The following is a 6,763-nucleotide window of genomic DNA, read 5'->3' as shown; positions in this document are numbered from 1 at the left end:
GCGACGAGTCGCAAGCACGGTTCGGGCGGGCGGCCTGCGGAAACGGACTGATGGCAACATCAACACCGCGCCGCAGGCCGACCCCACGGCGGCCCGCAACGGGCCGCACGCGCCGCCGCCAGGGCGCGCGCCGGCCGCTGCCGCTGTCGCTCTGCGACCGTCACGCCTGATGCCCGGCGGCTGGCGCGGAGAGCGGGGAGCCCGGGGCCGCCGCAGACGGGATAGCGGGGAGAGTGGTGGAGGTTCGTTGCCGGCAGCCGGCCGCGCCGCGCCTGAGCAGCGCGGCGCAGGAGAGGGCGCGCCGGGTCCGCGCGGCAAGCCCCAAGCATGGGGGCGGTGTCCGCCGAGGGCATGCAGATCGTCCAGGAGCCGGGTCCGCAGCCGCTGAGGGTCAGGTCAACCGCTCACCTGGGAGGGGGAGGGTGGCCGCCGGTGGCCAGGTCCGACCCCAGGAGCCGGGTCCGTGCCGGGCGAGGTTGGGTCAACTGCGCCACTGTGGCGGTGTCCGCCGGGGACGCGGTCCGTGACACGAGAGCCGACTCAGTCTGTTCCGGCAGGGTCCGTACGTGCGTCAAGATCCGCTTGACGTGGCGGACCGGGCGCGGCTCGACGAGAGGCCGGACCTACCACCACTTTGGATACCACCTGAGCACCTTCTCCGCTGGCTCTGGCGCCTGCGGTTCTCGGGATGACTCGCGTCGGCCGAAGCCATACGACCACTGGATAGCGAGCATGCCTGCGCCCATGAGGAGCCAGGCCACGAAACCCCGGTGCAGCAACTGGCCGACGACGCCCGCTGCGAGGAAGAGCGCCCAGCCAACGAATGCCGATGCCCTGCGAAGGCGCGCGTGCGTCACAAGTTGATCCTAGAGCAGCCACCTTGACACGGCGATGGTCCGCCGGTCGTTGCATATAGCAGCGTGAGGTGGGTGACTATCTGGGTGACGACGGGTACGAGCGGTGGTGGACGTCCACGGACTCTGGTGGAAGGTAGCCACAGCTTAATCCCTTGGCGGTGCAGGTTAGCGAGCCGTGTTGGTTGCCTGGGGGTCAAGGTCGACTATCGGGCACGGGCACGGTCAGCCTCGTTCGCCGAGGATCATCGATCATCTACGGGACGGCCTCGAAATCCTCCGGCACTTTGTACCGCTTGGCCAAGTGGCCAACGAATGCCGCCAATGCAAAGGCGAAGCCAGCCAGTGCGTCAGCCCAGAGAAGACTGAGTTCACCGTCGAATGCGGCCATGTATGCCGCGATCGACGTCGCGACCCAACAGACATAGCCAACCGGCGAGGCCACCACCAGCCAGCGAGGGGTATCGTCACGCCACCGCCACGTGGGCGGCTCCAGCCGACGGCGTCGGCTCCGCCGATCCCACCACTCCAACAGCGACGCGGCCACTGCCATCATCACCCATGTCAGCGCGAACCCGCCCAGGCTGAACTCTCGCGGCGGCACCTCACCGCGGAGCAGGTTCATCACAAGTACCAGGACGTGCCAACTGCCGACCGCGGCGACCATCCCGAACAGTAGTGCCCACCAGCCGAAGCGCTGGCTCAGTCTCCTCACCAATGGCGTGCTGTGGCCCGCGTCGGTGCTGCCCTCCGCGGGGATCATGGAATGCAGTATATGGGCCGCGTCTACGTAAGACAGGCCCTCCCGGCCCAGCTCCGTGCCCGCCGCGTGCCCGTTCGGTCGGTCGGCAGGGGGCAACAACGGAGTCATCGACCGGACGGCCCGACACAGAAAGTTACGGCTACTCCTGGTCAACCGCCCTGCCCGAGGGATCAAAGGTGCACCTTCCAAACTGACGGTGGCTGCATGAAGATCGAACTCACGAGGTTGAGGAAGCTCGGACGACCCGAGGGAGCAGGCGTGAAGCACAGGCGGCGCGACCGCAAACGTTGGGAGCAGGTCGTGGAGTGTCAAGCCCCGGGTTTGGTGGAGAGTTGGTTAGCTGGTTTTCAGGTGTGCGGTGACCGGGTGGGTCATCGCGTGTAGGGCCTCGTGTTCGGCGGGTGGGACGTGTCCGAGTTCGCCGTGCAGCCGGCGGTTGTTGTACCAGTCGATGTACTCGACGGTGGCCATCTCCAGGTCGTCGAGTCCGCGCCAAGGCCCCTTGTTGCGGACGAGTTCAGCCTTGTACAGCGAGTTGAACGCCTCGGCCATCGCGTTGTCGTAGGAGTCGCCCTTGGAGCCGACGGAGGCGACGGCGCCGGCCTCGGCGAGCCGCTGACTGTAGCGAATCGCTCGATACTGGACTCCCCTGTCGGAGTGGTGGACCAGGTTGCGCAGGTCAGCGCCCTGGCTCTCGCGGCGCCAGATCGCCATCTTCAGCGCGTCGAGGGCCAGATCGGTGTAAAGGCTTGTCGAGACCTGCCAGCCGACGATCATGCGGGAGTACACGTCGAGGACGAACGCGGCGTACACCCAGCCCACGCTGGTACGCACGTAGGTCAGGTCCGCGACCCACAGCTGGTTCGGATGTTCCGCGGTGAAGTTGCGTTTGACCAGGTCAGCGGGCCGGCTGGTCTCGGGCGCGGGCCGGGTCGTACGCGGCGACTTGTCGCGCAGCAGCCCACGCAGCCCGGACTCACGCATCAGCCGCTCGACGGTGCACCGGGCCACCCGCATGCCACGCCGGAGCAGCTCGTGCCAAATCTTGCGGGCGCCGTAGACGCCGTAGTTCTCCGCGTGGATCTGCTCGATCAGCGCGGTCAGCTCGTCGTCGCGCCGTGACCGGGCGCAGGCGGGGCGGGTCTTGGCGGCATAGTAGGTCGACGGTGCGATCTGTGCCGGCGTGCCTTCAAGCGCCTGCAGGACCGGCTGGACACCGTGTTCGACCCGCTGGGAGTCGACGAACTCGACCTTCATCGCGACGGACGGTCCAGCTCCGCCGCGAAGAAAGACGCCGCGGAGCGCAGGATCTGGTTCGCCCGCCGCAGCTCACGCACCTCCCGCTCAAGAGCGGCGAGGCGTTCCGCGTCGCTGCTGCTGGTGCCCGGCCGCTCCCCGGCGTCGGTCTCGGCCTTCTTCACCCACGTACGCAACGCCTCCGGATGAACCCCGAGCTGACCAGCGATCCGCCGGATCGCTCCGACCGCGCTGGCCGGATCCCGGCGGGCCTCGACCGCCAACCGGGTCGCACGCTCACGCAGCTCATCGGAGTACTTCTTCGGTGCAGGCATCGCTGGTGTTCCTCCCAGGTTTCGATGTCTCCATCAAACCCGGTGCGGGACAGACAGTCGGACGGATCCCTCGGAGGCCGCGCTTCCAGAGTCGGCCGATTGAGGGAAGGCCACGAATGCGACCACGACGTTCCGTTCCCGCTGATCACGCGAGTCTCGCAGTTGGCTGACACCGAAGCCGCCAAGCACAACGCCGACCACGAAGGCGGCGACGAGGCGCAGGGTCATCTTCTGTCTGACCACGAGACGGTCATGGGCGGTGGTATCCGACTCCGCCGACTGGTGATTGTGCTCGTCCAGGTCGATCACTGCATGCTCCCCGACATGGGCGTCAGCCTAGGGTCTCTTCACACCAGCAGGTCGCCCGGCCGTAGAGCCGCCCGTACAGCCAAGGCCATCCGCAGACGCCGACCAAGCCCGACAACGACGGACAGGCTGCCCAGGCCTGCAAAGCCGGACCAGCCACCCCTGATGTTCTTCTAACCGGAAGGCCAGCATGGGCCATCCGTGGGCCAGTAACCGTGGCGCGCAGCGGGCACGAGCGGGCATGAGACGCAACCGGACCGGCCGCCGCCCGCAGGCGTCTCGGGCATCGCGACCGCCTGAGCGCACTCTTCCAAACTGGCGCTCCGGGTCCAGCGCCAGCTACGCCGACAACTGCCGATATGCCGCGAGAATTAGCAGAGCGATGCCGACCACCGTGGTTGCCCAGCCGGCGCGCAAAGTTGCCGTTGGATGGCGAGGCCACCAGCCGCCCGGAGCCCAGGCAGGAAGGAGCGGTTCCTTGCCGCGGGATCGACGCCGCCGGTACACATAGCCTTGCCCAACGGAGATGAGGCCAAGGACGATGACCAGCAGCGCGGCGAGCGCCAGTTCGAACGGCCGGGCTTCGGCTCCCGCTGCAACACGCATGGCTGCGACGGTAGGCAGAGCTGCCCTTGCCCGCCACCCTCTGGGGCCAGCCGTACAACCATTTGTACAGCCAAGCCTGCCGGCGAGCGCCGACGCTGCCCGACAAGGACGGACGGGCTGACCAGGAGCGCGATCACCTGACCAGCCATCCGCGATCTTCTTCTAATCCCAAGGCCGGCGCGCTTACGGCACCCCGATACGGTGCGGCCATGCTCAGGGAGTTTGCGCGGCGGGAGTTCTCCAGGCTGACTGCATGGACTGGCGACGACGGTCCGGTGCCGGCTGAGGCTGACGTGGTCGGTGTTGAGTACCGGGGCCGCCTCGGGCATCCGTCCTCGTACGGCTTGCTTATGGCGCGTGCTGCCGACTCTCCAGGGGTGCAGATCGACCTCAGCCCGATGTCCGTCGCGCTGTCCGTTCGAGGTGATGAAGTCACGCTCGGGCTGACCGAGCCGGAGTACGCCGGCGCCCTTCATACCGCGGGCCGCTCGCTCTGTAGAAGCTTGGTCATCACGGGCGTAGGCGAGGGTCTGTATGGTTCCTCGGTTGTGGTCTTCACCCGTCTGGTGGCTGTCGTATCCCTGCTGTTGGCAGCAGGCCTCATGCCGGTCGACGAAGCCGACCTCTGGGCAACCTGGGACGACGCTTGGCCTGACCCGCCGGCAGTGTGGCGTTAGGACGAGGCGCGCCAGCGCGTGGCTTGCTGCTTGGTTGCCGTGGAGCGTCGGGCCATCCACGGGCCACAAGGTGGTGTCACCAGAGGCCAAACAAGGCCGTCGACGGCCAGGCCGACGAGGCGACCGTACGCCGCACCGGTCTTGTGCGATTCCCACGCTGACAGTCGCGTGCCCCTTGCGTGCCCGTTCGGATGGGTGCCGACGGTCAACGGCGGTCAGCTTTTGGACGTGGCGGCCAGCGTGGCGAAGCAGGTCAAGCCAGGTCACTGCCGAGCGGCTTCCGCCCGTGTCCACACTTCCTAAACCGCGTGCTGCGGTCGCCGGAGCGTGCCAGCGCCCGGGGACCAGGTGGGGACCACACGTCGTGCGCGATGGTGGCCGGCATGCCGTCGACTACACGGCCTGATCTTGGGGACGGCGTGCGTGACGTGCGCAGACGTGTGCCGAATCGTCCTGGGGGTCAAGGGGTCGTCGGTTCGAATCCGGCCGTCCCGACAGTAAAACAGCAGGTCAGGGCCTTGATTCACTTCGGTGGGTCGAGGCCTTCTTGCTGTTCCGTCTCACAGTTCATCACGTACGCGCGTACTGCTGAATTTCGGACGCTGGAGTCACCTGAACAGCCCTGATTCGAGGTGCTCGGCTGCCACCTTCAGGTGGCTGCTGTCCGGGTGAACGTAGACCCGCTTGGCGAGCGTGCCGCCGTCCGCGTGACCGGCCCAAGCCGCCAGCACGACGTCCGGCACTCCGGCGCCGGCGAGGTAGGTCAGGCAGGCGTGGCGGGCGTCGTACGGCCGGACCTTGCGAACCCCCACCTTGGCCATCAGCTCGTACACCCGTCGACGGAGCCAGTCGGTGCGTTGCGGCTGGCCGAGTTCGTCGACCAGGACGTACCCACTGTCGACGTAGACATCACCCGCCTTCAGGCGCTCCTTCTTCTGCAGGGTGTGGAACGCCTTCAGCGCCTTCGCGACCCTCCCCGGCATCGGAAGGCCGCGTTTGCCAGCCGCCGACTTGGCCTCCTTCTCCTCGATCTCGCCGTCGACGAGCGTCCGCGTGTTCTCCCCGGCCGCGATCGTGCCGGCCTCGAAGTCGACATCGGACCAGCGCAGCCCGCACACCTCGGCCGGCCGGAGGCCCATCAGGGACAGCAGGCAGGGGGCGTAGAGGCGCTCGCCCGTGATTCCCGTCAGGAACGCCTTCACCTCCTCCTGCGTCCAGGGCTTGCGCTCCGCCCGCGCGTCTGCGGCGGCCTTTGCTGCCGCCCTGGGAATGGTTACGAACGCGGCGACATTCCGCACCACGAGCTGACGCCGAACCGCCACGTTCAGCGCGGTTTGAAGGCGGCCGAGCGTCAGGCGCACCGACCGGACACCGAGCCCCGTTCCCGGCTTGCCGCCGCGTCGCCGGCCCTCCGTCAGCATCCAGTCGATCAGAGCCTCGATGTCGGCCTCGGTGACGTCCTGGAGTGTCTTGCTGCCAAGGCGGGCGCGGACCGGCAGCAGCGCATCGCGGTAGTTGGCGGCGGTGGCCTTCTCGACATCGCGGGTGGCAGACGTCAACCATTCGTCGAGGAAATCGTCGACCGTGATCTTGCCGGGTTTGACGTACGTGCCGCGGTCGCTCTCGTGCTTGATCCGGGCGTACTCCGCCTTCGTTTCCTTCCTGGTGTCGAAGGTGTAGGTCCGCTGGTCCCGACGTCCGTCCGGCTTGCGGCCGACGTGAACGACGAACCGGTAACGGGTCTTGCCGCTGCGAAGCGTGACCTTCTTGATCGGGTTCCGAGGTGCTCACGTGGTCCTGCTCCTTTCGCGAGGGAGGGGCTAACGCCCTGCCTTCAGTGCCTGAAACGGCGGCGAGCTTGATGGCCATGGTACCCAGAAGTGGTACCAAATTGCGGTCCCGAGGTAGCCCGTGCGATGGCGGTTGGTGATAGGCGATGTGGAATGTGGGAACCTCAACTCGTCGTTCAGCCGTTCGAGCGCTCGC

General features: G+C 67.4%; 5 protein-coding genes and 1 pseudogene. 1 reads left to right on the top strand and 5 read right to left on the bottom strand.

Features of this window, described 5'->3' with window-relative positions:
• Positions 1–1,110 precede the first annotated feature (1,110 nt).
• The 4 genes and pseudogenes from AB0I41_RS26170 to AB0I41_RS26155 all read right to left on the bottom strand — a co-directional run bounded on the left by AB0I41_RS26170 (position 1,111) and on the right by AB0I41_RS26155 (position 4,100).
• Positions 1,111–1,617, bottom strand: coding sequence for a hypothetical protein (locus tag AB0I41_RS26170; RefSeq protein ID WP_357112672.1), 507 nt, complete (start codon positions 1,615–1,617; stop codon positions 1,111–1,113).
• Between the two features lie 336 nt (positions 1,618–1,953).
• Positions 1,954–3,188: pseudogene (locus AB0I41_RS26165) on the bottom strand (IS3 family transposase).
• A 33-nt stretch (positions 3,189–3,221) separates the two neighbouring features.
• Positions 3,222–3,497: a hypothetical protein gene (locus AB0I41_RS26160; protein ID WP_357112669.1), complete on the bottom strand. Its 276-nt coding sequence runs from the start codon at positions 3,495–3,497 to the stop codon at positions 3,222–3,224.
• Between the two features lie 336 nt (positions 3,498–3,833).
• A complete protein-coding gene (locus AB0I41_RS26155) occupies positions 3,834–4,100 on the bottom strand; it encodes a hypothetical protein (protein ID WP_357112666.1) in 267 nt (88 codons plus the stop codon).
• A gap of 209 nt (positions 4,101–4,309) precedes the next feature.
• On the opposite strand from AB0I41_RS26155, the gene AB0I41_RS26150 reads away from it, so the two are divergent.
• A complete protein-coding gene (locus AB0I41_RS26150; protein WP_357112663.1) occupies positions 4,310–4,777 on the top strand; it encodes a hypothetical protein in 468 nt (155 codons plus the stop codon).
• A gap of 608 nt (positions 4,778–5,385) precedes the next feature.
• Here AB0I41_RS26150 and AB0I41_RS26145 read toward each other — a convergent pair.
• On the bottom strand, positions 5,386–6,336 hold the full coding sequence (locus AB0I41_RS26145; protein ID WP_357112660.1) for a tyrosine-type recombinase/integrase: 951 nt from the start codon (positions 6,334–6,336) through the stop codon (positions 5,386–5,388).
• Positions 6,337–6,763: the final 427 nt, after the last annotated feature.

The organism is Micromonospora sp. NPDC050200, from assembly GCF_040656135.1.
Classification (GTDB): Bacteria; Actinomycetota; Actinomycetes; order Mycobacteriales; family Micromonosporaceae; genus Micromonospora.
Note: the sequence above shows the minus strand (reverse complement) of the source record. Positions and strands in the feature narration are given on the sequence as shown.